We start from the raw sequence: 3,229 nt of genomic DNA, 5'->3' as shown, positions 1-3,229 counted from the left end.
TGCTGCGGTCGAGGCCGAGCCCGGCCCCGAGTCCGTAGAGCACCAGGGCGCCCAGGTAGGCGCCGAGGGTGCTCAACGCGATCAACAGCACGATGTTCATCGACCCGGCGCCGGCGAGGAAGCCGGCCAGCGGCAGGATGATCTCGCTCGGGATCGGCGGGGACACCCCCTCGCCGAAAGACAGCAGGGGGGCGCCCCCTTCGCCGAGGGGGCCGGTGACGCGGGCGGCGAACCCGACGAGGCCGTCGAGGTCGGCGACGACGTCCTGGCTCGAGGACGAGGAGGCGCGGAGGACGGAGGCGGTCGAGGTCATGGGTCCCAGGTGGTCGGTCGGGCGCTCGGGGGCGCGACGGATCGGCAGCCCCGAGTATGGCGGGGCAGCCTGCACGTCCGCCCACAACGCCCTCACGAGGTCGGCTGTCGGTGGACACCTGATCGCAAGGTACATTGACCTGTGTCGGACTCGTTGCCGACGCCGGCCACACTCACGAAACAGGACCCCCATGGGATCGCTCATCTACGGCACCTCGGGCATCGAGGTCGAGTTCGAGGACCGCGTGCTCGAACACCTCCAGATCGTCATCGCGACCAAGCTGCGCCGACGCGAGTCGTTCTTCTTCTCGTGGCGTGACACGCAGAAGGTCGGCGACGGCCGCAGCAGCATCTGGCTGGACGCCGGCATCCCCCTCTACTTCAAGTACTCCGGCGGTCGCGTGCCGTCGATCAACCGCGACTGGCTCACCGAGTTGACGGCCTCGTCGAACAGCTCGTCCGGCCTCGTGCTCACCGACGAGCCCAGCCTCGACAACAGCGTCAAGCGCCGGAGCTGACCCGGGTCGGCTGCCGCCGCGACCTCAGCTCCGGCTGCCGCGCACCCGTCGCACGAGAGCGACCACGGCCCGCCAGCCCACGAGGAACACACCGAGCACCACGATCGTGACGATCACGAAGCTGAGCTGTACGCCCTGCCCGGCGACCACCCGCAGCAGCACCCCGATCACGGCGGTCGAGACCCAGACGACCGCGCCCGAGCGGAGGGCCGACAGCGGCCAGCGGACCCCCGCCACGCTCACCCAACCGACGACCGCGCCGACGACGAACGGCCACAGGGTGCCGAGCAGCCCGGGCAGGTCGAGCCCTTCGGCGTGACTGCGGCGCCCGATCACGACGAAGGCCAGGACGGCGACGAGATCGACGACGACGGGCCACCAGGCCGGGTCGGCGGCCCGTCGCGGGGTCGTCGTGGTCGAGGTCGGGGTGGGGCGGGTCATCTCGGGGTCCTCTCGTGGTGTCGGCACCCGCAGCAGGTCGGGCGGTGCCGTCTCACCGGGACCGCGGCTGCGCGGGTGCGCGCGACAACTCTGCCAGCAGTTCGTCGACCTGCGGGGCCACGAGGCGGTCGATCGCCTCGGCGATGCGAGGGCGGTGCTGCACGAGGGCCAGGCACAGGCTCGTGCCGCCCGACTCGGCGTGGGCGCCGGCCCGGATGATCTCCTGTCGCCCCCCCGCCCCGGCCCCCTCCGAGTCCACCGGCTCCGGCTCGGCGCGCCGCGCGGGGTCGGGGTGATGCCCCCCCCCCCCCCCCGGGCCGGGCCCGACCGGCGGGAGCGCGTCGTTCGGCGTCGCCGAGTCGGGCGGCAACAACCAGCCGTCGAGGTCGTCGACGTCGAAGGAGGCGGCACCGACGTCGGGCTGGGATGTCGGCCCCACGGACTCGCCACCCGCGACGGTCGGATCGGGCGGGACGAGGCCGTCGTCCGCGGGCATCCCCGCGAGACCGGCGAGCGTGAAGAGGAACGGCTGACCCGGTTCGGGCTCCGGGTCGAGGTCGAGACCCTGGAACTCGGGGTCGAGACCCTGCTCGGGTCGGTAACCCCGCGCCTCCTGGGCCTCGGCGAGTCGCAGCTCGCGCGTCACGAGCGGCAGGTTGCGGGCCGTGTACTCGTCGACGTCGTCGTCGACGATCTGCCGCATCCGGTTCAGCAGCGCGTGCTGCACGGCGTGCGGGACGTCGTGGTCGAAACCCGCGGCCGTGGCCACGGGTGAGCCGAGGCACACCCGACAGGGCCGCGTGCGACCCCGGGCGGTGCCGATGTGCCATCGGGGCAGCCAGCGCAGCCACGCGTCGACCGCAGAGCTGACGCGTCCCTCGATCTGCTCGGCCATGCCCTCGAACTTAGGGCGAAAAGCGGCCCGAGAGCCGACACGCCCGGGCGATTCCCGGGGATCGTCGTCCCGAGGTGGCCTCTCGGCGCAGACGCCCGGGCTCAGCCGGACGTGACGAAGTCGATCAGCTCTTCGACCCGGCCGAGCACCGACGGTTCGAGGTCGGCGTAGCTGCGCACGCGCGACAGGATGTGCTGCCAGGCCCGGGCGATGTCGGCCTGGTCCTCGTGCGGCCACCCCATCGCCTCGCAGACGCCGTGCTTCCACTCGACCGAGCGGGGCACGACGGGCCAGGCGTCGATGCCGAGCCGGGCCGGCTTGACGGCCTGCCACACGTCGACGAACGGGTGCCCGACCACGAGCACGTGGCGGCCGAGCGGACTGCGAGCGATGCCCTCGGCGACGCGGCTCTCTTTCGAGCCCGGCACGAGGTGGTCGACGAGCACGCCGACGCGCCGTTCGGGCCCCGGCCGGAAGTCGCGCAGCACGTCGGCCAGGTGGTCGACGCCCTCGAGGTACTCGACGACGACACCCTCGACCCGCAGGTCGGAGCCCCAGACCTTCTCGACCAACTCGGCATCGTGTCGTCCCTCCACGAAGATTCGGCTCTGACGGGCGACCCGGGCCTTCGCCCCCTCGACGGCGAACGAGCCGGAGGCCGTGCGTGCCCGGCCCTGCAGTGCCGCCCGCGGTACGCGCAGGGCGACGGGGGCGCCGTCGATCAGGAACGACCCGGTCATCGGGAAGGCCCGCACCCGGCCCTTCCAGTCCTCGAGCTCGACGGTACCGGCCTCGACGCGGACGATCGCCCCGGTGAAACCCGACCGGACCTCTTCGACCACGAGGTCGCGGACGGCGTCGGTCGGCGTCGGCGCGGGCTTCGACGATCGCTTCCAGTCGCCGGCGAGCACATCGGCCCCGTATCGGTCGTCATCCACGGGGGCCTCCGGAGCGGGGTCGGGGTTGGTAGGGGCGGGGCGGGCCCGTGCGCGGGCCGGCTCCGGGCGGTGTCGCGGGGCGGCCGGGCGCACGGCCCGGGCGGGGTGACGGGGCAGGAGGCGGG

The 3,229-nt window shown here is 73.2% G+C and carries 5 protein-coding genes; 1 reads left to right on the top strand and 4 read right to left on the bottom strand.

Annotated elements, in window-relative coordinates; all coding sequences use genetic code 11:
- On the bottom strand, positions 1 to 313 hold a 313-nt coding region (locus AEQ27_RS14600), incomplete at its 3' end, for a DedA family protein (RefSeq protein WP_369813666.1).
- A 190-nt stretch (positions 314 to 503) separates the two neighbouring features.
- Between AEQ27_RS14600 and AEQ27_RS14595 the strand changes: the two genes are divergently transcribed.
- On the top strand, positions 504 to 830 hold the full coding sequence (locus AEQ27_RS14595; protein ID WP_054147332.1) for a hypothetical protein: 327 nt from the start codon (positions 504 to 506) through the stop codon (positions 828 to 830).
- 24 nt (positions 831 to 854) lie between these two features.
- Here the strand turns inward: AEQ27_RS14595 and AEQ27_RS14590 are convergent, their stop codons facing one another.
- The 3 genes from AEQ27_RS14590 to AEQ27_RS14580 form a co-directional block, all read right to left on the bottom strand.
- The gene (locus AEQ27_RS14590; protein ID WP_054147331.1) at positions 855 to 1,271 is read right to left on the bottom strand and encodes a DUF3054 domain-containing protein; all 417 of its coding nucleotides are present in this window, start codon (positions 1,269 to 1,271) and stop codon (positions 855 to 857) included.
- Between the two features lie 52 nt (positions 1,272 to 1,323).
- On the bottom strand, positions 1,324 to 2,166 hold the full coding sequence (locus AEQ27_RS14585; protein WP_054147330.1) for a hypothetical protein: 843 nt from the start codon (positions 2,164 to 2,166) through the stop codon (positions 1,324 to 1,326).
- Between the two features lie 101 nt (positions 2,167 to 2,267).
- A complete protein-coding gene (locus AEQ27_RS14580) occupies positions 2,268 to 3,104 on the bottom strand; it encodes a DUF3097 domain-containing protein (protein ID WP_054147329.1) in 837 nt (278 codons plus the stop codon).
- Positions 3,105 to 3,229: the final 125 nt, after the last annotated feature.

It is taken from the genome of Frigoribacterium sp. RIT-PI-h, assembly GCF_001297205.1.
In the GTDB taxonomy this organism is placed as follows: Bacteria; Actinomycetota; Actinomycetes; order Actinomycetales; family Microbacteriaceae; genus Frigoribacterium.
The sequence above is the reverse complement of the archived record's forward strand: the minus strand, read 5'-3'. Positions and strand labels throughout refer to the sequence as shown.

Excerpts from the sequence above, each read along its gene's own strand:
- AEQ27_RS14585 (WP_054147330.1), bottom strand. The coding sequence starts at position 2,166 with ATGGCCGAGCAGATCGAGGGACGCGTCAGCTCTGCGGTCGACGCGTGG.
- AEQ27_RS14595 (WP_054147332.1), top strand. The coding sequence starts at position 504 with ATGGGATCGCTCATCTACGGCACCTCGGGCATCGAGGTCGAGTTCGAG.
- AEQ27_RS14590 (WP_054147331.1), bottom strand. The coding sequence starts at position 1,271 with ATGACCCGCCCCACCCCGACCTCGACCACGACGACCCCGCGACGGGCC.